Origin of the sequence: Leptolinea tardivitalis, from assembly GCF_001050275.1 — a bacterium.
Classification (GTDB): domain Bacteria; phylum Chloroflexota; class Anaerolineae; order Anaerolineales; family Anaerolineaceae; genus Leptolinea; species Leptolinea tardivitalis.
Genome location: NZ_BBYA01000010.1, coordinates 1 through 23,110, shown reverse-complemented (window position 1 = coordinate 23,110; position 23,110 = coordinate 1). Strand labels below are relative to the sequence as shown.

The 23,110-nt window shown below is 48.8% G+C and carries 18 protein-coding genes; 12 read left to right on the top strand and 6 right to left on the bottom strand.

Going from position 1 to position 23,110, the window contains the following annotated elements; all coding sequences use genetic code 11:
- Window positions 1-30: 30 nt before the first annotated feature.
- Entirely contained in the window at window positions 31-690 is a 660-nt protein-coding gene (locus LTAR_RS09640) for an HAD family hydrolase (RefSeq protein ID WP_062422036.1), read from the top strand.
- Window positions 691-701: 11 nt separating this feature from the next.
- Here LTAR_RS09640 and LTAR_RS09635 read toward each other — a convergent pair whose 3' ends face one another.
- Both LTAR_RS09635 and LTAR_RS09630 read right to left on the bottom strand, forming a co-directional pair.
- Window positions 702-2,201, bottom strand: coding sequence for a serine/threonine-protein kinase (locus LTAR_RS09635; protein ID WP_062422035.1), 1,500 nt, complete (start codon window positions 2,199-2,201; stop codon window positions 702-704).
- A 58-nt stretch (window positions 2,202-2,259) separates the two neighbouring features.
- Entirely contained in the window at window positions 2,260-3,738 is a 1,479-nt protein-coding gene (locus LTAR_RS09630) for a serine/threonine protein kinase (protein WP_062422034.1), read from the bottom strand.
- A gap of 175 nt (window positions 3,739-3,913) precedes the next feature.
- On the opposite strand from LTAR_RS09630, the gene LTAR_RS17525 reads away from it, so the two are divergent.
- Window positions 3,914-4,525: a pentapeptide repeat-containing protein gene (locus LTAR_RS17525; protein WP_062422033.1), complete on the top strand. Its 612-nt coding sequence runs from the start codon at window positions 3,914-3,916 to the stop codon at window positions 4,523-4,525.
- 58 nt (window positions 4,526-4,583) lie between these two features.
- Window positions 4,584-5,036 (top strand): nitroreductase family deazaflavin-dependent oxidoreductase, encoded by a 453-nt coding sequence (locus tag LTAR_RS09620; protein ID WP_062422032.1) that lies wholly within the window; start codon window positions 4,584-4,586, stop codon window positions 5,034-5,036.
- 66 nt (window positions 5,037-5,102) lie between these two features.
- Here LTAR_RS09620 and LTAR_RS09615 read toward each other — a convergent pair whose 3' ends face one another.
- From LTAR_RS09615 to LTAR_RS09600, 4 genes are all read right to left on the bottom strand, one after another.
- A complete protein-coding gene (locus LTAR_RS09615) occupies window positions 5,103-6,173 on the bottom strand; it encodes an alpha/beta fold hydrolase (protein ID WP_158423421.1) in 1,071 nt (356 codons plus the stop codon).
- 26 nt (window positions 6,174-6,199) lie between these two features.
- The gene (locus LTAR_RS09610; protein ID WP_062422030.1) at window positions 6,200-7,168 is read right to left on the bottom strand and encodes a helix-turn-helix transcriptional regulator; all 969 of its coding nucleotides are present in this window, start codon (window positions 7,166-7,168) and stop codon (window positions 6,200-6,202) included.
- A gap of 122 nt (window positions 7,169-7,290) precedes the next feature.
- On the bottom strand, window positions 7,291-8,931 hold the full coding sequence (locus LTAR_RS09605; RefSeq protein WP_062422029.1) for a sugar phosphorylase: 1,641 nt from the start codon (window positions 8,929-8,931) through the stop codon (window positions 7,291-7,293).
- 162 nt (window positions 8,932-9,093) lie between these two features.
- The gene (locus tag LTAR_RS09600; protein ID WP_062422028.1) at window positions 9,094-9,792 is read right to left on the bottom strand and encodes a cytidylate kinase-like family protein; all 699 of its coding nucleotides are present in this window, start codon (window positions 9,790-9,792) and stop codon (window positions 9,094-9,096) included.
- A 316-nt stretch (window positions 9,793-10,108) separates the two neighbouring features.
- On the opposite strand from LTAR_RS09600, the gene LTAR_RS09595 reads away from it, so the two are divergent.
- The 9 genes from LTAR_RS09595 to tuf all read left to right on the top strand — a co-directional run bounded on the left by LTAR_RS09595 (window position 10,109) and on the right by tuf (window position 23,097).
- On the top strand, window positions 10,109-11,554 hold the full coding sequence (locus LTAR_RS09595; RefSeq protein ID WP_062422027.1) for a tryptophanase: 1,446 nt from the start codon (window positions 10,109-10,111) through the stop codon (window positions 11,552-11,554).
- A 179-nt stretch (window positions 11,555-11,733) separates the two neighbouring features.
- Complete coding sequence (locus LTAR_RS09590; RefSeq protein ID WP_062422026.1) at window positions 11,734-12,363, top strand: DUF47 domain-containing protein; 630 nt, start codon at window positions 11,734-11,736, stop codon at window positions 12,361-12,363.
- Between the two features lie 8 nt (window positions 12,364-12,371).
- Window positions 12,372-13,379 carry an inorganic phosphate transporter gene (locus tag LTAR_RS09585; protein ID WP_062422025.1) on the top strand — a complete coding sequence of 336 codons (1,008 nt, stop codon included), beginning with the start codon at window positions 12,372-12,374 and terminating at the stop codon, window positions 13,377-13,379.
- A gap of 327 nt (window positions 13,380-13,706) precedes the next feature.
- A complete protein-coding gene (locus LTAR_RS09580) occupies window positions 13,707-14,372 on the top strand; it encodes an RNHCP domain-containing protein (RefSeq protein WP_062422024.1) in 666 nt (221 codons plus the stop codon).
- Between the two features lie 346 nt (window positions 14,373-14,718).
- Window positions 14,719-18,642 (top strand): DNA-directed RNA polymerase subunit beta, encoded by a 3,924-nt coding sequence (gene rpoB, locus LTAR_RS09575; RefSeq protein WP_062422023.1) that lies wholly within the window; start codon window positions 14,719-14,721, stop codon window positions 18,640-18,642.
- Between the two features lie 175 nt (window positions 18,643-18,817).
- Window positions 18,818-19,231, top strand: a complete 414-nt coding sequence (gene rpsL, locus LTAR_RS09570) for a 30S ribosomal protein S12 (protein ID WP_062422644.1) — start codon at window positions 18,818-18,820, stop codon at window positions 19,229-19,231.
- 32 nt (window positions 19,232-19,263) lie between these two features.
- A complete protein-coding gene (gene rpsG / locus LTAR_RS09565) occupies window positions 19,264-19,734 on the top strand; it encodes a 30S ribosomal protein S7 (protein ID WP_062422022.1) in 471 nt (156 codons plus the stop codon).
- A 47-nt stretch (window positions 19,735-19,781) separates the two neighbouring features.
- Entirely contained in the window at window positions 19,782-21,851 is a 2,070-nt protein-coding gene (fusA, locus tag LTAR_RS09560) for an elongation factor G (protein WP_062422021.1), read from the top strand.
- A gap of 43 nt (window positions 21,852-21,894) precedes the next feature.
- Window positions 21,895-23,097, top strand: a complete 1,203-nt coding sequence (tuf, locus tag LTAR_RS09555; RefSeq protein WP_062422020.1) for an elongation factor Tu — start codon at window positions 21,895-21,897, stop codon at window positions 23,095-23,097.
- The last annotated feature ends 13 nt before the right edge of the window (window positions 23,098-23,110 follow it).

Here is a 23,110-nt window from a genome sequence, read left to right as displayed (position 1 = left end):
TCCCCATATTCTCAATTATTGGATCGAATCATGAGCCATAAATTTACCTGCAACGCTGTTTTATTTGATCTTGACGGTGTTTTGATCGATTCCACACCAAATATACTGCGCCACTGGAAAACCTGGGCGGATGAACACGGTATGGATATCCGGGAGATTGAACGGGTGGCGCATGGATTGCGTACTGTAGAAACCATGCGACTTGTGGCACCTCATCTTGATGCAGAACAAGAAGCCAGGCTTTTTGCTGAACATGAATTAAAAGACCTGACCGGCATTACGGCTGTTGAAGGAGCCCGGGAACTTATCACCTCCTTCAATGGAATGAAGTGGGCTGTAGTCACGTCCGGCTGTCGTAAACTGGTGCATCTTCGCATGGGGCAGGCAGGACTGCCAGTCCCCGAGTATCTGGTAACAGCTGATGATGTGATCAGCGGGAAACCGTCACCGGAACCTTATCTGAAGGGAGCTCAATTACTCGGTGTAAAACCGCAGAATTGTCTTGTAGTGGAAGATGCCCCGGCAGGAATCGAAGCTGGTACGAAAGCCGGTATGCGGGTGGTGGCGGTGGCTTCCACTCATACGAGGGCTATGCTGGCAGAGACCCAGGCAGATGGGATTGTTGACCGTCTGGCAGATATCCGGATTTCACCAACAGGTGATGGCCAGATTTTGGTGACCTGCGGCTAAAGGACAGACAATCACTTCACCCGTTTCAAATCAATGATCTCTGTTGTGCCTTCGTGGCGGAGCTGCATGGATTCTTCGTATTTATACAATGCGATTGACCAGACTTCCTTGCGGTTCTTTTCAAAGACGAAAGTAACCTTACCGTTCTCCACATTGTAGTAATTTCCGTAGGTTTTACCATCGTAGGTGTCAATTTTCAGGTAACCGGTTGACCGGAATTCAAGGATGTTCCCCAGATCCTGCCAGGGACGTCCTTTTTCGGGGAACCCCACCACTTTGGAAACCTGCCATTTACCCAGTACAGGCTTAATCTCTTCTGCATTAACAGTGCGGACAACGGTGGGAGCCGGTTTTGACGTTGCCTGTACAGATTTGACCTTGGTCGCCGTGGCCACAGTCGAGGCGGCGGCCGGCCGGGGATTATTGACCGTGATCAACAAGACAATACCAAGAGCAATCACCAGAATACCCGATACAACGAATTTCCAGTATTGCTTTAAGAAAGAATTGATATCGAATTGCCGAACACGAGACATCCGTTCGTCCGTTTTTATGGCAGATTTGACGGTATCTAAAATTCTGGTCGTATCGAAAGCGGGTTGTGAAGGCGGTGTGTTGATAGAAACCACCGGCTCTGGAGCCGGGTGAATTTCGCTGCTCTGATTGCTGCCAGTATGCGCCTGGAAAAGTTTTGATAATTCCTCTCCGCTCCACGGGCGCTGCTCCGGATCATCTGACAGACAATCTGCCAGCAGGTCGTCCACCCATTGCGGAACGTCAGCGCGCAGTTCACGGGCACGTGTTCCGGGGCGGAGATTTTTGTAATTCCGAACGGTCAGCATTTCGAAGAGGATCAATCCGAAAGTGTAAACATCAGATGGGGGTTTTAAAGACAGCGTATTGTTTTCCTGTTCGGGACTCATATAAGCCGGCGTACCGGGGTGGGTCATTCGGGCAATCCGGCTGGTTTGTGATGGCTGGCTCAAGGGAAGCTGGGCCAGACCCAGATCGGATATCTTCGCATTTCCCGATTCGTCAAACAAAATATTGGATGGCTTGAGGTCGCGATGAATGATATCGAGGGCATGAATGGCAGCCAATCCATCCGCCATCTGGGAGGCAATTTCAATCGCTCTGGATATTTCCAGTCCGGATTTTTTGGCCATACCGTATTCGTTGCCGGTGTCGTAGATCAGGTTTTGAAGAGAACCACCGGAGGCATATTCCATTGAAATTGACATGATTTCTGGCGTCTCATCAAAATCAAACACCCGGATCAGACCGGGGTGGTTGATTCGGGCACCAATCTGGGCTTCCTGCTGGAACCGCTGCCTGATCTCGCCAAAATCAATACCGGCGGATGTTTGATCGTTGAGTTGCAGCAATTTAACTGCCCGAGGTAAATCCAATTTCAGGTGGGTGACCAGATAAACCTCTCCAAAGGTACCTTCACCCAGCCGTTTTTCAATGCGGTATTTGTCAAATAAGATATCCCCGGATTTGAATTCCATTTTTGATCACTTTCTGTAAAAACGAATGAATAATCTATTTTTGCAGGTTTTTGGCAGGCTATTGTTTGAATAGTTTCATGGAAGCCCTTGAACCACTCTTCTTTAGTTCGATAGAATTACTAGAATCCAATGGAATAATTTCCCAGGGTTCTACATGCCCATCATTGAATTCGAAAAAGATATACCTGCCAGAAATCCTATAATTTGTTCCACTTCCGGTTCCAAAACACTTCATGTACATTAATCCGGCATTGTATTCCATCGTACATTGCGGCTCCAGCCAGGCCGGCCCCTGTTCATTGGGATCGTCGACGGATTCTGTCACAACCCATTTGCCTGTAATGTCATAGAAGGCGGTTTCTTCCATGACAGGTGTACGGGTTGGTGATACCAAACCTGTATTTGCCGTTCTGGCTGTGGCGTATGGCTTTGCAGAAGTTCCACTGGTTCCGGTTGTTCTGATTAATGAGTAACCCAGAATGATTATCAGCGCAACAAGAAAAATCCAACTTTTCTTTAGATAGTCGTAGATATCTGGCTTCTCATGGAATTTTGTGTTTTCTGGTATAGATTCCTTCCAAATTGGATTCGGAATCTTCTCCTTGAGAGGGATCTCCTTTTCGGGAGTCTTATTTTGATAAGCATTTTGAGCAATATCAGGCTTTGCAGTTCTCTCGGGCGGGGTTTGTTCCGTAATCCGGGTCTCGCGCCCGCCACTTTTCAGTGCATCCGCCGCTTCGGCGCCATCCCAGGGACGATCTTTGGGATTTTCCGATAACATCTTCACCAGAAGTGAATCCAACCAGTCTGGAGCCTGAGGAACCATGTCCTGCAAATGTGTTCCAGGTTTGATGTTCTTGTAATTTCTTCCGGATAACATCTCAAAAAGGATCAGCCCCAGTGTGAATACATCAGATGCCGGTCTGAGATACATGCCGGATATTTCCTGTTCCGGGCTCATGTAGACCGGTGTACCGGGATGGGGTTTTAATACGCTGAGCTGTGAGCGCATGCTTTGCCCGCCGGGTATCTGAGCCAATCCCAGATCAGCCACTTTGACGCAGCCGGTTTCGTCAAAGAGGATATTCGAAGGCTTCAAATCACGGTGGATCACATCTCGTTTATGCAGTACAGACAGTCCTTCGGCGATTTCAATGCCGGTCTTGATGGTCTCATCAACCGTGAAGAACTCGCCTGAAATCCTTTTCTTTTCCAGCCGGGTTTTCAGACTTCCCCCGGCAGCATATTCCATGATGAGGAACAGGGTGTTATCCTCTTCCTGAAAGTCATAAACCCGGATGACATTCGGGTGGCTAAACCACTCCATCAACTGGGATTCCTGACGGAATCGGTTGCGGTATTCTTCGTAATCTGAACTACCAATACCGGCTTCATCACGCAAAAGTACTTTGACGGCGCGTTTGCCATTCAATCCGGTATGGGTAGCCAGAAAGACTTCACCAAAGGCGCCCTGACCGATAGTGCGCTCTATGCGGTAATTCTTCAGTATGATGTCATTTTCCAGTAAATTCCCCACATGGCACTCCATACTGAGAAATTTTAAAATATTTTATCATAGCTAACCGATGGACAACCAAAAAAGAACTGATAATCATAGTCAAGGTGAATGACAGTTGACTATTAAAAAAAGGCGTTAAATCACTATAATTAGTACAGCATCTAAAACCAGGGGAGCCAACAGGAGACCTACAATGAGGGAGCTGAAAGCGCCTGAAGAGATCGTCGTTGATGGACGAACATTGCGTGAAATTCTGGATACTTCCAGTCCTGCGAAACCCGCTGTATTGAAGGGCGCTGATCTTGCCGGTGCAAATCTGCGGAATGCAAATCTGGAAGATGCCAATATGTGGGGCGTCAAGATGGTGCACGCCGCCCTGACGAATGCCAATATGAAGGGCGTGTACCTGATGCGCGCCAATTTAATAGGGACAGATTTTTCCGGGGCCAATATGGCAGATGCCAACATGATGGATGCCAATCTGATTGGTGCCAATATGGAGAATGCCACCCTTACCAATGTAAACTTCATGGGCGCCGATATGACCGTGGTCAACCTGACCGGCGCCAACCTGCGGGGAGCTATTCTGAAAGATGCCGTGTTGAAAGGTGCCAACCTGACGAATGCCGATCTAAACGGTGCTGACCTGACAAATGCCGATATGAAAGGCGTTATTTTGCGCGGCGCCAAGATGAAGGATACCAACCTGATGAACGCTTCCATTGAAGAATCGCATGAAGACGATAATCAGGTTAAGGAAAAACGCACCTCCATCCTGCAGCGCATATTTGGAACCGGGCATTAACCCGAATACCTATCTCTGTTTTTTTCAACGTTGCGGTATTTAACATCGGGGATAACGCGTGCAATTTTTCAACCTGACCAAAAAATTTAATCCACAGGTGGTGGATAATTACCGAAAAGGAAAAGGTCCCACCCGTATTGTCCTTCTCCTGACAACCACCGGGCGCAAGAGCGGCCTTCCGCGCGTTACACCTCTTCAATATGAGGAAGATGACGGATTGATTTATGTGGGATCGGCACGCGGACAACAGGCGGATTGGTTTAAAAACATTCTGGCCAACCCGCATGTACATGTACAAATCCAACAGCGCGAGTTTGATGCCGTGGCTGAAGCGGTCACAGATCCTAAAAAGGTGGCTGACTTTATCGAATTACGGGTGAAACGACACCCGGTAATGTTGCGTGCCATCATGTTTTTTGCGGATGGGCTGCCGTTTAATTTCAACCGCACACAACTCGAACAGTATTGCATCAACCGAACGATGGTCATACTGCACCCTATTGATGGGTAAGCTGGTCTTTTGAAATCAGGAACCGGTTTCTGATTGGGCAGAAACCGGTTCTCGAAGTTTCACATTCTATCTGGCTTTCAAGAAACCGGAAGCGATTTTTGAGAATTCCTCCGGCTGCTGCTGAAAAGAGAAGTGCCCGGAATTTTGGATGACAGCGAATTGCGAATTGGGAAATGTGTCGCTGTATAGTCGGCTGGCGGCTTCGCTTTGCAGATCATCGGCGCCATGGATCACCAGCACCGGTGCGGTTACTTTTCTCATCAGGCGGCGGTAGTCGTGACGCTGCCCCATGCTGACATACATACCCCAGGTCATCCATCCACCGGGTTCACCCTGCTTGATCTGAGCATTTTCCGGCAGGTTGACCACTGCCATGTAGTATTTTCCAAAAGTTTCATTCATGGCGATCAAGTCTGCTTCTGACCGGGTAAAGAGTTTGTTGAAATCCATATAGTCTTTCAAGAAGGCATCATATTCCGAACGGTCACCCTCGGGGAGTTTCAATCTGACACTGGTAAACAGGTCGCTTTCACCATCAGGCTGCGGCATGACCAGCGAATTGGCCGGAGAAATCAGGATCAGTTTCTCCACTCTATCGGGAAATTCTGCAGCATAGAGCGATGCCAGGAAGCCGCCCCAGGAATGGCCGATCAGGATCAATTTGTCTTCACCCAGTATCTGGCGGATGCGTTCAATATCGGCAATCTGAGCTCCCAGTCCAAGCGTCTTATCCAGATTGGTTATGTTCTCATACATGTTGGTCGATGCGAATTTGTTGAAAGGGCGGGTCGATTGTCCGCAGCCGCGTTGGTCATAATAGTTGAAAGTGTATTCACTGGTGAGGGGTTCCAATCCGCGCATTGGCTCACGGAATGGCATTCCCGGTCCGCCGTGAATGACCAGTACATTACGCCCGCTGCCTGTGGCAAAGTGATACAGGCGGATGTCGTTTTCCATCTGCCAGTAGTCTGGATCTCCGGTCTGGGTTGGCGGGGTGAGCGGGCCACGCAGATTATGACCGGAGCTGACCATCCCTGGGGTATACAGAGGCTGCTGGGTCATCCACCAGAAAGCACCTGCGGCGGCGACAAGTACGATCACAATAATCCCTGAAAGGATCCATAGTTTGTGTTTCATTTTTTCTTTTCCTTCTGCTTTTATGATCATTCGTACATTCTGACGACTTCTTCCGCCCATTCCCTTACAATTCTCCGGACTTCATCCGGCTCAAGCACCAATGCGCCGGGGCCATAGGTCAGGGCGTTGCTGGCTGCACTGTTGAAGTCTGGAGCATTGAATGAGACAATTACAGAACCATCTTGTTGTGGTTCATAGGTGCTCCAGAATTGTCTGGCATAGAGGGCCAGATGGGCTGTGAAGGCCGGAAACATCATCCTGACCTTGACCTGGGGGACATCCTGCCAGTCTTGCGCGATATACGTCTGAAAATCAAAATCCGGCGGACGGGTGAAAGTATTCTTCAACAGGGCAAGATTCATGATCCGGTCAACACGAAATGTGCGTAAACCTTCACGTAAATGACAGAATCCAACGGCATACCACCAACCGGAACGGTGGAACAAACCATAGACATCAAAAATTCGAGTTTCACCTGTTTCATTCTTGCTGTTCTGGTAGGTCATTTCGATCTGCCGGCTGTCGTGGACAGCTTCTCTCAGTGTTTCAAGCAGTGTTTCAAGCAATGGTTTGATGGTGGTCATGTCAGCGCGGTTGATCCCAGTAGTCAACAACGAATGCTGTGCCCAGGTGATTTCCTGACGTTGGTCGGTGGGCAGAACGTTTTCGAGTTTGACCTGGGCGCTTCGGGCAGCTTCTGCATAGACCTGCCCCCACATTTCGCAAACCAGTCCTGTGCCCAGTGAAAGGGCAACCGCTTCTTCTGGTGAGAAAATGAGAGGCGGCAGTTTATTCCCCGGTACCAGGGAAAAACCGCCGTATGGTCCCCGCTCGGCATACACCGGCACACCCATCTCATCCAGCATGCCAAAGTAACGGTGCACAGTACGCACAGAAACATCCAGCTGACGGGCAAGGTCGGCCGCCTTTTGCCCGGGTTGGCGTTGAAGCATCAGGATCAGGGTGATCAATCGGGTGGAAGTCGTGGTCATCATGTACCTTCTATAACATAATAAAAACAATATATGTCAAATTATGACATATATATTGACACGGTTAAATAAGCAGGATTCGCTTAAAGAACCTGCCTTTATGGTTTGATTGTTGATAGAAGATGCTACATCGAATTAATCCAGAGTGTCTGGTAAGGAGCGAGAATAAATTCACCGGCTTCCTGCTCAATGGCCGTGACATTTTGGAGGCACAGCGTACGGTACCGACCATCCGATGAACTTCTTCGCAGGGCAAACACGGCGGGACCCATATCTAAAATTTCCTGGTTGCCGTATGGGTCAAAGGCCTGTGAAGAGGCCCGCCGGGACAAGAGGTCACAATAGCGGCGGAAGACCTGAGATCGGATTGACCGGGGATTGGTCAAATCCGCTTCAAGATTCGTTAGTTCCAATTTTTCCCGGTTGATAGAACGATTTTGTCCGGTTTGCCTGACGCCATCCTTCCATCCGCGGGAACCAAACAGACTGTGGAAATAAATACCCGGAAGGCCGCGAAGCATCAGCATGATTGCCTGGGCGGCCATGAATCTATCGATCTGGAAAGGCAGGGGTTCATAACCGCCGGGATCAGACAGGGCATCAAAATAATTGATATTCATCTCATAGGGACTTTGAGTCCCATCAGGATTATTTTTGTATGAAATCAGACCGCCGTGCTGTAATGTGTCTTGAACCAGTTGGTCAATTTCATTATTCGAAAGTATTCCGCGAATCGGGTTCAAGCCTATGCCATCATGAGAGGCCAGAAAATTAAAGAATGTCGTTTTCTCTGAAGGCAACGCAAGTCCGGCCGCCCAATTGGATAAAGCTGTTGCGTCACCGGTGCGCAGTGTATGCAATACCAGAGGCGGCAGGGCAAAGTTATATACCAGTTGGGCTTCATTCTCACCATTACCGAAATAGGAGATGTTATCAACATGCGGGACGTTGGTTTCTGTGATGATATACACATGCGGGGCAACGTCATCCAAAACTTTCCGAAAAAGCTGGATGATGGCATGGGTTTGCGGTTGATGCAGACAGGATGTTCCAATTTCCTTCCACAAATAGGCAATGGCATCCAGACGGATGAATTGTGCGCCATGTTGCGCGTAGGTGAGAAGAACATCCAAAATTCTGAGCAATACTTCCGGGTTGGCATAATTAAGATCAGCCTGATCTGCACTGAAAGTAGTCCAGACTTTTCGTTTACCGGTGGATGACTGGAATTCAGTCAATAACGGCAACGTACGCGGACGAATCACTTGTGTAAGATCAGGTTCTCCCTCAACGGTAATGAAAAAATCAAGAAAATTTGGATCATTTTGTAAAAAAGCCTGAAACCAGTCTCCCTGCACTGATGCATGGTTGATCACAGCATCGAACATCAACCGAAAAAAACGGCCAAGATGGTCAATATCAGACCAATCTCCGAGAGCGGGGTCTACTGTACCATAGTCTTTCACCGAAAAACCATCATCAGATGACCAGGGATAAAACGGCAAAATGTGAATACTGCTGATTGAATTTGCCAGATGCATCTTGCAGAATTTTGTAAGTGTTTGTAAATGGGGAGTTCCTGGTGAGCGAACCTGGTCTCCGTAGGTAATTAACATGGCATCACGCTCGGTGAGACGGGTGATGATCGGTACAGGAATTTTCCCCCGGTACTTGTCGAGCAAAGAATTTAGCCGCAGTTCAACTTCTGCGGCTGTTTGATCTGGATAAATTCTGGATAACAAATTGGAGAAATCCGTTCGCCCCATAGCTGTATTGTACTGTACCAGTTCTGTCCATTCCAGATATTCAGGTGTTAATGCTTAACCAACCACATGAAAAATGTTCGGATGGTGGATAGTCTGTTAACCGGGTGAGATCACCGGCCAGATGATTAAATTGGGTGCTTACAAGCTGATCGCGAGATCATTTTACAGATGCATCACCAACTCAGGCCTGAGTTCGGAATGATCCATTTTGCAATGTAGAATTTCATTCACAGCTCTGGCGAGAATCGGGTCAACTTCAAGCATCTTGCTGGTTGGTTTACCCTTCAATGATGTAGTTTCCAGGGCTTTAACAGCGTTGACAATGTAACTCAATGTCAGGTCTGATTCGATTTTATCCGTATTGATGATGAGGTCAAATGGATGGGCTGAATCCCAATCGACTCCGTAATATCCGTGAATGAATTCAGAACGGACCCTGTCACCTTCTTCACATAATGTCACGGCTTCAACGTGTGTGAGATTCTTTTCTTTCATCAGTTTCTTGACTCGTGCCTGGAAAGGTGCCTGAAGTCGAACATGGAAAACATCGGCATACCCACTCAGCACGGAAAATCCACTGCGGCCCAGAATCACCACATTGCCATGCACGGCAAATGCTTCGATGCCCTTGTTGAGCATGTCAACCATCAATTCACGCCGCTTTCCACGTTGTGCATCGAACTTTTCCCAAAAACCCATCAGTGAATCATATTCCCTGTCGAACTCGACAAAGCCGTAGTTCGCCAGCAAGTCTGCGATGATCTCCTTATCCACAAAATGGTAGCCCAGATCAAGTGCCACGCTCCGGGCCAGGCTGTCCCCCTCGCTGCCAAAATCTCTGGAGATGGTCACGGTTGTCATTTCACACCTCCTTTTGAATTTTCAGGCAAAGGAAATCCTTTATATTTATTATAGCGACCCAAAGATGAAATTTCATTAAATAAACAGTAGATACTCCACTGATGATATAATTTATTCGGAAAACGAAATTCTATGGTGTCTTTTTATTTACTCCCGACGCTATAACGCTCCCTCTGGAATAAAACCTTACATCTACGTTTAGGCGCGTCTCTGCCCTGACCGGGCTGGGAACGCGCCTTTTTCACATAACCAACTCCCGTGCACAAACTATCTGCGCGGTGGAGCTATTTTTATTTATTCCCAAGGAGGAAAGACAATGAAGATTCAATTATCAGACGGAAGAAGCATTCCCATAGAAATGCACAAAGTTCGAATTGTGCAGAGCACACAGCTTCCGCCCATCCGCCGCCGGTTGGCTGCCATTCAGGAAGCCGGATTTAATACATTTTTGCTGCGAACACGTGATGTTTTTCTGGACATGTTGACCGACAGCGGGACCAATGCCATGAGTGATAATCAGCTGGCTGCTATGATGCGGGCTGATGATGCCTATGCCGGCAGTGAAAGCTTCTACCGATTAACCGATGCCGTCAAAGACATATTCGGATTTGATTATGTCATCCCAGCTCATCAAGGCCGAGCGGCGGAACATCTGCTGGCAAAAGCGTTTGTGAAGCCAGGTGATGTTGTTTTGATGAACTATCATTTCACCACTTCAAAAGCCCATATTGAACTGGCAGGCGGAAAGGTGTTGGAGATTTTCACCGATGACGCCCTGATCACAAAAAGTGATATCCCATTCAAGGGAAATCTTGACCTGGAAAAATTTGAAGCGGCAATTAATACCTATGGAGCAGAAAAGATTGCGTATGTTCGTATGGAAGCAACTACCAACCTGATCGGCGGACAGCCGTTTTCACTCGAAAACCTGCGGCAGGTGAAAGAACTGGCCGCAAAGCATAAAATTCCCCTGGTATTTGACGGCAGCCTGATCTCTGAAAATGCCTACTTTATTCAAAACCGTGAAAAGGCATTCGGCGGCCGTTCGATCAAAGAAATTCTGAAGGAATTGATGCAATACGTGGATATCTTCTATATGTCCGGCCGCAAGAGCGCGGCTGTTCGCGGCGGTATGATCGCTACCAACAATAAGGATTTCTACAATCAAATCCTTCCCTGGCTGCCGGTATATGAAGGATTCGCCACGTATGGCGGCATGTCAACCAAAGAAATTGAGGCCATGGCTGTGGGTTTGCGTGAAATGACTGAACAAGAAGTAGCCAGCAGCGGGGCCGATTTCATTGAGTACTTTGTCAATCAACTGGAAGAAAAGGGCGTCCCGGCTGTCACCCCGGCGGGCGGATTGGCCTGCCATGTGGATGCCAGGCGTTTCCTCCCGCATATTGCTCAACCACAGTATCCAGCCGGGGCGCTGGCCGCGGCAATCTATCTGGTTTCGGGTATTCGCAGCATGGAACGCGGAACGATTTCAATGGACCGCGATGCCCAGGGGAATGATGTCATGTCAGATCTGGAACTGGCCCGATTGGCGGTACCCCGCCGGGTTTATACGATGAGCCAGTTGGATTATGCCGCAGACCGGATCGCCTGGCTTCACAATCACCGCGATCTGGTGGGTGGTTTGCGCTTCGTCGAAGAGCCGCCTGTGTTGCGTTTCTTCTTCGGCAGATTGCAGCCAGTAGATGGCTGGGCTGAAAATCTGGCACAGGCATTTATTAACGACTTTGGCGAATCCTGTTAGGAGATAGCCCATTTCTTGCCTCCCCCAGGTTGATTTTTCGAACCCGGGGGAGTTTTTTCGTCTGGCATAATATCAAGACCATTATGTGAATTTGGCGTTTGTTTCTTCTCTATCTATAATGGTCATATCTCTCCCCGGCATTTCCTGATCGGAGAAAAATCCTCCTTTTTTGGATATGTATGACTTTCAGTGACCTGTTCAAGCAAAAGCCTAATAAATTCATGCTGATGCTCATTGATCAGACCGAAATCACTAGCAAAGGTCTGGAGCTTTTGACGCACTATCTTAAAAAACGCAGTTCAAATGTGGCCCGGCAGATAGTCGAAATCGAAAGTCAGGCGGAAGAAAAACGCCGGATTATGATCGAAGAATTAATGAACACCTTTGTCACCCCATTTGACCGTGAAGACATTTTTGCACTTTCACGTGATTTGGATGATATTTTGCATTATTCCAGCACCACTGTTGAAGAAATGGAAATTCTGGATGTTACTCCGACAATTCAGATGCAAAAAATGGCTGAATTGCTTTGTGAAGCTGTGAAAGAGTTGAATCTGGCCGTGTTGCGGCTTCAGGATAAGCATTATTCTGTGGCAACCGAACATGCCAATAACGCCAAGCGAATTGAAAACCAGGTCGAAACCACATACCGCGAAGCAATCGCCGAGTTGTTCCAGGAGACCAAAGACGTGAAGCACGTCATTAATGTATTAAAGGTGCGTGAAATTTACCGCCATTTGAGTAATGCCGCAGACAGGCAGGACCAGGCAGCCAACGTGATTTCCGATATTATCTTGAAAATTGCCTAGGCAGCTGTATGGATGGACAACTGGCTGCTCTGGTTATTCTGGCGTTAATCTTTGACTTTCTAAACGGGGTGCATGATTCCAGCAATATTGTGGCAACCATCATATCAAGCCGGTCGCTTTCACCACGCCTGGCCCTCACCCTGACGGCCATGGCAGAATTTTCAGGCCCGTTCCTGTTCGGGGTGGCAGTGGCTACAACCATCGGGTCAGAAATTGTTTCGCCAGACATCATGACCATACCTATTCTTCTCTCGGCATTAATAGGTGCCATTGTCTGGAATATTTTTACCTGGTTTGTGGGTATCCCGAGCAGCTCTTCACATGCGTTGATCGGCGGGATGGTCGGAGCGATCGGCGTTGGTGTAAATATGCAAGTCATTCAATTTTCCGGTGTTTTGAAAGTTCTGTCAGCCCTTTTTGTTTCTCCTGTCATCGGACTGGCGGCCGGGTTTGTGTTTACACGTCTGGTCTACTGGCTGGCCCGGAATGCCAGCATGAAGATTAACATCTTTTTCAAGCAGGCTCAGGTGCTCACCGGGATAGGACTGGCACTCAGCCACGGTGCCAATGATGCCCAAAAAACAATGGGTATCATTACACTTGGATTGGTAGCTGGCGGCTATATCCCATCATTTCAGGTTCCCCTGTGGGTCATTTTTGCCAGTGCCTCAGCCATTGCCATCGGTACTGTTTCCGGTGGATGGCGATTGATAAAAACACTGGGTGCCGGCTTCTTCCGCATCAGACCCATTCATGGCTTCTGTACCCAGATAACCTCAGCCGGTGTGATTCTGGGAGCCGCCCTGTTTGGCGGACCGGTGAGCACCACGCAGGTTGTCAGTTCGGCTATTATGGGGGTGGGGGCAGCTGACCGCGTGAACAAGGTCCGATGGAATGCCGCCGGGAATATCTTGATGGCCTGGTTGATCACAATCCCCATGTCAGGGCTGGTTGCCGGTTTGACAGTCTGGATCATCCGGTTGTTTCAGAATTTAAGTATCTCATTCTTGCATTGACAACCGGTAGACTTGTGAGATAATCACTCTTGTAGTTAATTCGAAAAAGGATGTTGTTTGTTTAATTTCGCTTCGGTCATTGTTGTCACACTCAATGCAGGGGTTCGCCTGTAGAGTTCGGTTTTAATACCAAATCAGGGATTATTACCGACCACGGGCGAAGTCATATCCCGTGGTTTGCATTTAAAAGACATACCTTGACCGTGCACGCAGTTAAACAGGGGGGCATAAACAGGGAATTCGTCTTGCTGTCATTAATATAACTATTCAAATGCAGCCAGCCGCGGGAGAAATCTTGCGGCTGACTTTTTTTATTCTGGCGGAACAATGAAGAAGAATATTTTACGAAATCGCCATTCAAATGACGAGTTCGATGGTTATGAGTCTGAAAACAGGCAGAAATTTCGACATGAGAAGAAGAGAAACAAAGATGGAAAAGAAAAGATCCACAGAGTCATTTATGACACTCAAAATTTCAAATGTCGTCAATGCGGAGCGTTTGTCTCTCCTGATAGGGAACTGGCGGGTGTAAACAACCGGAACCATTGCCCCCTGTGTTTATGGTCACGGCATGTTGACCTGCATACTGCTGGCGATCGGCTGGCGGATTGCGGCAGCCGGATGGAACCGGTGGGGTTAACGGTGAAACAGATCAACAAACGGTATGGCCGGAACTGGCCAGGCGAATTAATGCTGGTACATGTTTGCACAGGCTGCGGGAAAATTTCAATCAACCGGATTGCCGCTGATGATGATGCACACAGATTGTTCCAGTTGTTCATCGAGTCAGACAAAATGGAAGACTTGCTGAAAATTCGTCTGGAGCGTGAAGGGATATTCCTTCTCGGACAGGGTGCTTATTCTATTGTCTATTCCCAGTTATTTGGCGGAGGAAGAGCTGTTGAGAGCCCTGAGATGGAAGAGCTATGCCACGAAGCTGAAAAGAGAATCCAGTTTGAAGATGGCGAAATATTCCCCGATACACAAAAATAAGTTTTTCAATTTGAAAATGCCGGTATCTGTTGGATCGATCGGAGGATGGATTCCAACAGGTACTGGTATCAGAAAGGAAATACTATTTATAAAATGGATTTTTATTTAAAATTATTAGAAAAACAATCCAAAGAATTGCCGGTGGAAATACACTTTCATTTGTAGTAAGGTGAAATTGTATTCACCGGTGTGGAGAGATTCGTGTAATCAAAAATACTGATTTCTCAATGATTTTCTTAAAATACTTGATTTTCGAATTTCCTTTTGATATACTTACCAATTGCTTTACTATCGAAGGGCGGCAGGTTTTTTCTCCCCCTTTCGCCACGTTTAACCAGGAGTAGACATGGCTTCCGAGTTTGAAACTAAGAGTTTCGCACGCATTCCAACAGTTTTTAATTTACCTAATTTAATTGAAGTACAGCTTGATTCTTTTCGCCGCCTGAAAACCGATAACCTGGGCGACCTGTTCAATGAAATCTCACCCATTGAATCGTATAACAAGGGCATGCGATTGCATTTCCCGTGCTATGACGAGAAATTAAAAGAGTGGGATTTGAAATATCGCTTTGGTGAACCAAAGCACACCATAGACGAGTGCATTGAACGCGATTTGACGTATGCTTCTCCGTTATTTGTGACAGTCTTGTTGGAAGGCCCTGAAGTTCCGAGCCCGGTCCGCACGGAAATCTTCCTGGGCGATTTCCCGGAAATGACGGATAAGGGCACATTTATTATCAATGGAACGGAGCGCGTGGTTGTCTCTCAATTGATCCGTTCCCCGGGTGTCTACTTTGAATCTACTCAGGATCGCGCCACCGGACATTATCTGGCCAATGCCAAGTTGATCCCGGATCGTGGTGCCTGGATGGAATTTGAAACACGCAAAAATGATTACATCATCCTGAAATTCAACCGCAAACGCACGGTGCCGATTACCATTTTCCTGCGGGCATTGGCTGCTGTCAGCGATGGACTTCCTGAATCGCCTCTAAAAACCGGTTCAGATGAAGAACTGATCTCGCTCTTCCAGGATGTTGACAATAATGTTGACCGTATGTTTATTACAAACTCCATGCGGCAGGAACCCGTCTGGAATCTTTCCGGCGGCTTGACCATTGCTCAGGCAGCGCTGCTTGAATTCTTCAAACGTATGCGCCCGGGCGACCCGGCCAACCTGGATAATGCCAAGGCCTTCATGATTGAGCAGCTCTTTGACCAGCGTCATTATGACCTGGAACGGGTAGGCCGATATAAATTAAACCAGAAACTGGACCTTGTGGATAAGATCCCGGTAACCCATCGCACGGTGACGGCCTGGGATATTGTCTATCTCGTCCGCCGCATGATCCTGATTAACAATGAAAAAGAAGACCGCGACGATATTGACCACCTCGGCAATCGCCGTGTAAAGACTGTTGGTGAACTGATCCAGAATAAACTGCGCATCGGTATGCGCCGAATGGAACGCGTCATCAAGGAACGTATGTCCATTCGTGATCAGGAACAGGTCTCACCGGTTTCCCTGATCAACATCCGGCCGGTTGTGGCTGCGCTGCGCGAATTCTTTGGAAGCAGCCAGTTATCCCAGTTCATGGATCAAACCAACCCGTTGGCCGAGCTGCGCCACAAACGTACCCTGTCAGCCCTGGGACCTGGAGGTCTGCGCCGGGAGCGGGCTGGTTTTGATGTTCGTGATGTTCACCACTCGCACTATGGCCGCATCTGCCCGATTGAAACACCTGAAGGCCCGAATATCGGTTTGATTGGGCGTCTGGCGTCCTTCGCACGGGTAAATGAATATGGCTTTATCGAAACTCCATACCGCCGGGTATCGAAAGCCCTCCCGTCTTCTGATCCGAACCTGCTCGGTCGCCGTCTGCGTGAAGACCTCGTCGATGAAAAAGGCACACTGATCGGGAAGAAAGATGACCGGGTTACAAAGGAAATGCTTCCGGCGATTGCCAAACTGAATAAAACCATCTTTGTCTATCCGTATGTGACAGATGAAGTGGAATACCTCTCCGCAGATGCTGAAGATAAATTCATTATTGCCCAGGCCAATACAGTGCTGGATAAGTATTCCGAATTTGTGGAAGAGCACAATACCTGCCGCCATCATAATGATTTTGTCATTCAATCGCCAGACGCCATCAACTATATGGACGTGGCACCAAACCAGGTTGTCGGTATCAGCGCTGCGTTGATCCCCTTCCTTGAACATGACGATGCGAACCGCGCTTTGATGGGTTCGAACATGCAGGCACAGGCTGTACCGTTAATCAACCCGGATATCCCGATGATCTCCACGGGCATGGAAGGTTTTGCTGCCCTGGATTCGGGTCAGGTGGTTGTAGCCGAAGAAGACGGTGAAGTTGTCTCTGTCACCGGCCGTCAGGTGATCATGCGTTCTGCCAATGGAATCAAGACGTATAACCTGCGGAAATATCAACGATCCAACCAGAGTACCTGCATTGACCAGCGCCCCGCTGTGGTCAAAGGACAGAAAGTCAAAAAAGGACATATTCTGGCTGACTCTTCTTCCACTGTTCAGGGCAATCTGGCGCTCGGGCAAAATGTTGTGGTAGCTTTCGTGTCATGGGAAGGCGGAAACTTTGAAGATGCCATCTTGATCAGCGAACGGCTGGTGCAGGATGATCGTTTCACGTCTGTTCACATCGAGAAATACGAAGTGGAAGCACGTGATACAAAACTTGGCCCTGAAGAAATCACGCGTGATATTCCGAATGTAGGTGAAGATGCCATCAAAGATCTGGACGAATCTGGCATCATCCGCATCGGGGCGGAAGTGGGCCCGAATGACATTCTGGTTGGCAAGATTACACCGAAAGGTGAAAAAGAACTTACACCTGAAGAACGTCTTCTGCGAGCCATTTTTGGTGAAAAATCACGGGATGTAAAAGATACATCTCTGCGCATGCCTCACGGTGAACGCGGTAAGGTTGTGGATGTAAAAGTCTTCACTCGTGAAGATAATACCGACCTCTCTGCCGGTGTTGACAAGATGGTACGCGTTTCTGTTGCCCAACGCCGTAAGATCACCGCTGGTGATAAAATGGCCGGCCGCCATGGAAACAAAGGGGTTGTTTCTCGTGTTGTTCCGGTGGAAGATATGCCCTATCTGGAAGACGGCAACCCCGTGGATATCATCCTTAACCCACTGGGTGTTCCTGGTCGTATGAATATCGGTCAGATATTAGAGACGCATCTGGGTTGGGCTGCCAAAGAGATGGGATTCCGCGCCATCACCCCGGTTTTTGATGGCGCAGACGAAAAAGAAATTGAAGCCGAACTTTCACGTGCCTGGATGGTTGATCAGGCCTGGAACGAAGCCGCGATTAAAGCCTGGGAATGGTTAAAAGACCAGGATTACTCTCCTGAAAGCATTCGGGACGATGATGAAGTGCGTATGCTTTATCTGGAGCAATGGCTGGGTGATAAGGGATACGATGTCAGTAAACTGGCGACAGATCCCACCTATGCCCGCCGCGCTGTTGTAGAACAATGGTTGAGGGAAAAAGGATACGATCCTGACGGAATCACCAATTTCAGCTACCACCACACCATTGAAGATTCAGAAGTAAAAGATCCGGCGGCGGTAAACGTCTGCCTCAAATTATGGCTGGAGGCCAAAGGCGTAGATACCACCGGACTTGATGAAACGGCCGTTCGTGAACGTGCTCATGCTTATATGGTAGAAACCGGCATACCCATGCCCATTCTAGGCAAGCAAATCTTGCGGGATGGCAAATCTGGTTCCACATATGACCAGCCTGTAACTGTCGGTGTCATGACCATGCTGAAACTGCACCACCTTGTGGAAGATAAAGTGCATGCCCGTTCAACCGGCCCATATAGTCTTGTTACCCAGCAGCCTCTGGGCGGTAAGGCGCAGTTTGGTGGACAACGCTTCGGTGAAATGGAAGTATGGGCTCTTGAAGCCTATGGTGCTGCCTATACCCTGCAAGAAATGCTTACCGTCAAATCAGACGATGTTCAGGGGCGTGTCAATGCCTATGAAGCCATTGTAAAAGGCGAATCGATCGAAGAACCCAGTATCCCGGCCTCTTTCCGGGTTCTGGTCAAAGAACTTCAGAGCCTTGGGCTGGGCGTCGAAGCGGTAATGGATAATGGTGAAGTGATCCGCTTCGGAAAAGATGAGGAACGGGTAAAGCCGCCGCGCATGGGAATTGACCTGCTCGGCCTTGGTGAAGACCTATCCGTTCTGTCTGGAGGGGAGCTCGCTTGACGGTGGTCTGACCCCGTGCTATAATCGCCCTCCGTTGCCTTGTATCCGCCCTCGTTTCTGTAACCAATTTGGTGAAAGGTGAGGCCATCACAGCAAGCTTAAGATGGCCTTACTGTTTGGAAAAACAGGGCAGCAATCAGAAATTATTCGAGATGGTTTTTTTTGGAGAAAAGACGTGCCTACCATCAATCAGTTGATCCGCAAAGGTCGCCAGACCAAAAAAGTAAAGAGCAAAGCTCCGGCTTTGCTGTATACCCTCAACACGGTAAAACAGCGCCGTGAAAAGCAAGACGGCGCTCCGCAGAAACGAGGTGTTTGCACCGTAGTCCGTACGATGACACCGAAAAAACCGAATTCCGCTTTGCGGAAAATTGCCCGTGTGCGTTTGTCAAACGGTATCGAAGTGACTGCGTATATCCCCGGCGAAGGACACCAGCTACAGGAGCACTCTGTGGTGCTTGTTCGTGGCGGCCGTGTGAAAGACCTTCCCGGTGTCCGCTATCACATTGTCCGCGGTACTCTGGACACGACTGGCGTTGCCAAGCGTTCCCAGGCTCGTTCAAAATACGGCGCCAAACAGCCGAAATAACCTAGAAAAGAAACTAAACCGGAGAGAGTGGTATGTCTCGACGCAATAAACCCGAAGCTCGTGAAGTAAATCCGGATCGCAAGTATTCCAGCGTTCCTTTGCAGCTGTTGATTCACCGCGTTATGCGCCGTGGTAAGAAAAGCACGGCTGAATCATTAATCTATGACGCCATGGATATGGTCCAGGAAAAAACCGGAAAGAATCCGGTTGAAATTTATGACCAGGCCCTCAAAAATGTAGGCCCGATCATGGAAGTCCGCCCACGCCGTGTGGGTGGTGCCACCTACCAGGTGCCTATGGAAGTTCCCTCCTCCCGCCGTCTGACTCTGGCCATGCGCTGGATCATTGATGCTTCCCGGGCCCGGACGGGTAAATCTTTTGCCGAAAAATTGTCCGCTGAGATTATGGATGCTGCCAACAATCAGGGTTCCGCAGTCCGCAAACGTGAAGAAACCCACAAGATGGCAGAAGCCAACCGCGCTTTCTCACATTATCGCGCCTAATCTCCGGAATTCGAATCTTAATCATTGAATGGAAGTAAGGATTAGTAATGGCGCGTAATTTCCCCTTGGAGCGGTACCGAAATATCGGAATTATCGCTCATATTGATGCCGGAAAGACCACCACGACCGAACGTATTCTGTTCTATACAGGAAAGACGTATCGGTTGGGAAACGTCGATGAAGGCAATACTGTCACCGACTGGATGGTTCAGGAACGCGAACGGGGTATTACGATCGTGTCTGCGGCTGTTACGGCGGAATGGAAGGGATATCAGATTAATATTATTGATACTCCCGGACACATTGATTTCACGGCTGAAGTCCAACGTTCTTTACGCGTTTTGGACGGCGGTGTTGTTGTTTTTGATTCTGTTCAAGGCGTTGAGCCCCAGAGTGAAACCGTATGGCGGCAGGCTGACCGGTACAATGTACCGCGCATTTGCTTCGCCAATAAAATGGACCGGATTGGTGCCAGCTTCGAACGAACTGTTGAAAGCATTCGCCAGCGTCTTGGTGCCAATGCGATTCCGATGCAACTCGCAATAGGATCTGAATCAAATTTCAAAGGTGTTGTTGACCTGTTAACCATGCAGGCCATCTACTATGAAGATGAGCTTGGCAAACAGGAAACTTATGCTGAAATCCCGGCGGAATTAAAATCCGCCGCCGAAGAAGCCCGCGCAGCTATGGTCGAGAAAATTGCCGAATTGGATGATGATCTGACCGTAAAGTTCCTTGAAGGCGAAGAATTGAGCATTGATGAACTCAAAGCCGCCCTGCGCAAAGGTATTCTGGAAAACCGAGCCACAGCTGTTTTCACAGGTTCTTCTTTGAAGAATAAAGGTGTACAGCAGGTTTTGGATGCCGTCATTGATTATCTCCCATCACCTCTGGATATTCCAGCTGTAAATGGAAATAATCCCGACACGGGCGAAGAAATTACCCGTCCGGCAGAAGATGACGCTCCCATGAGTGCCTTGGTATTTAAAATTGTCACCGACCCGTATGTGGGACGTCTGGCCTATTTCCGTGTCTATTCCGGTAAGTTGGCCAGCGGCACAATGGTCTATAACTCGGTCAAAGGCAAAAAAGAACGAATTGGCCGTTTAATCCGCATGTATGCCGATCGTCGTGAAGATATTCAGGAAGTTCTGGCTGGCGATATCGCTGCCGTTCTGGGCCTGAAGGAAAGCTTTACCGGTGACACTCTGTGCGATGCTGCCCAGCCAATCACCCTTGAAGCCATTACTTTCCCTGAACCGGTTATTTCTGTAGCTATTGAGCCAAAAACAACCGCCGATCAGGAAAAGATGGGTGAAGCTCTTCAAAAATTAGCGGAAGAAGACCCAACGTTTCGGGTAATGACCGATGAAAACACCGGACAGACCATTATCAAAGGGATGGGTGAACTTCATCTTGATGTGTTGGTTGATCGCATGTTGCGTGAATTCCGCGTGCAGGCCAACATCGGGAAACCACGTGTTGCCTACCATGAGACGATTACACGACCTGTAGCCAAATATTCCTATAAATACGCGAAACAATCAGGCGGTCATGGGCAGTATGGTCATGTAGTCTTCTGCCTTGAACCTGGTGATACAGGAACCGGGATTATCTTCGAAGATAAGATCACGGGCGGCGCTATTCCGCGTGAATACATTCCGGCCGTTGAAAAGGGTGTAAAAGAAGCAACGGAAAGCGGTGTTCTGGGTGGATACCCTGTCACCGATATAAAAGTCCAATTGATTGACGGATCTTTCCACGAAGTTGACTCCAGTGAAATGGCCTTCAAAATGGCTGCCATTCTGGGCTTTAAAGAAGCCATGCAGAAAGGTTCTCCAGTCTTACTGGAACCGATTATGAAGGTGGAAGTTGTCGTTCCGGAAGAATTCTTCGGAGATGTGCTGGGACAATTGAGTTCCCGCCGCGGCATGATCCAGGCGACTGAAGCTCGCCCGGGAAATGCCCAGGCTGTTCGCTGCCAGGTTCCCATGGCCGAAATGTTCGGTTATGCCACTGATCTGCGGTCTTCAACGCAGGGACGCGGTGTTTTCACCATGGAATTTGATCATTACGCACCGGTTTCCGAATCGGTGGCGGAAAAAGTGTTGAAATAACCTACTACTATTTACCTGCAATTATTAAGGAGAAGCGTACCATATGGCGAAGCAGAAATTTGACCGATCAAAACCGCATGTGAATGTTGGTACCATGGGTCACATTGACCATGGGAAGACGACATTAACCGCGGCCATCACCAAGTATTGCGGATTTTTGGGAAACGCGGAATATCGTGCGTACGATCAAATTGATAACGCGCCGGAAGAAAAAGCGCGCGGCATCACGATCAACATTGCGCATGTTGAATACGAGACCGAACACCGGCACTATGCCCATGTGGACATGCCGGGACACCGTGACTACATCAAAAACATGATCACAGGTGCGGCGCAGGTAGATGGCGCCATCCTGGTGGTGGCAGCGCCCGACGGCCCTATGCCGCAGACGAAAGAACACGTCTTGCTGGCCTACCAGGTGGAAGTGCCGAGCATCGTGGTCTTCCTGAACAAAATTGATCAGATGGGCGATCCGGAACTGTTGGAACTGGTTGAGATGGAACTGCGTGAAATGCTCAACGAGTACAAGTATCCGGGCGACACCACCCCGATTGTACGCGGCTCCGCCTTGAAAGCACTGGAAAGCACCTCGACCGATCCGAACGCACCGGAATATGCCTGCATCAAAGAACTGCTGCGGGTAGTGGATGAATACATTCCGACCCCGGAACGTGCGTTGGACAAACCGTTCATGATGCCAATCGAAGACGTGTTCTCGATCAAGGGGCGCGGGACGGTGGTAACCGGACGTGTAGACCGCGGCAAGATCAAAGTAGGCGACCCGGTGGAAATCGTGGGATTGCGGGAGAAGAGCATGAACTCGGTAGTAACCGGTGTCGAAATGTTCCACAAGCTGCTGGACGAAGGCCAGGCTGGCGACAATCTGGGATTGCTGCTGCGCGGTATTGAGCGCACCGATGTGGAACGCGGCATGGTGGTGGCCAAACCGGCGAGCATCACCCCGCACACCAAATTCAACGCGGAAGTGTACGTGTTGAAGAAAGAAGAAGGCGGACGTCACAAAGCATTCTTCAGTGGATACCGCCCGCAGTTCTACATTCGCACCATGGATGTAACCGGTAACATCAAACTGCCGGAAGGTGTTGAAATGGTTATGCCGGGAGACAACGTGAACATGGAAGTGGAACTGATCATTCCGGTTGCGTTGGAACAGGGTTCAAAATTCGCCATTCGCGAAGGCGGTCTGACCGTTGGCGCGGGTGTCATTACCAAGATTCTTGCGTAGGAATCCAAAGAAA